Annotated in this window: 1 protein-coding gene; it reads left to right on the top strand. The window is 76.8% G+C overall.

Annotation, left to right across the window (positions count from 1 at the left end; all coding sequences use genetic code 11):
* Window positions 1-228: methyl-accepting chemotaxis protein (locus tag AX737_RS12740; RefSeq protein ID WP_245293434.1), on the top strand; the 228-nt coding region annotated here is incomplete at both ends.

Here is a 228-nt window from a genome sequence, read left to right as displayed (position 1 = left end):
CCGAGGAACTCGGCGCCTCGGTGGCCGAGATCGGCCGGCAGGTCGACGGCTCGGCCGACCTCGCCCGGCGGGCGGTCGGCGAGGCCGACCAGGCCGCCGCGCTCGTGCAGGCCCTCAACGGCTCGGTCGCGCGCATCGGCGACGTGGTGGCGCTGATCTCCTCGATCGCCGGCCAGACCAACCTGCTCGCGCTCAACGCCACCATCGAGGCGGCGCGCGCCGGCGAGG

Source organism: Methylobacterium sp. CCH5-D2 (assembly GCF_001556475.1).
Taxonomy (GTDB): domain Bacteria; phylum Pseudomonadota; class Alphaproteobacteria; order Rhizobiales; family Beijerinckiaceae; genus Methylobacterium; species Methylobacterium hispanicum.
Note: the sequence above shows the minus strand (reverse complement) of the source record. Positions and strands in the feature narration are given on the sequence as shown.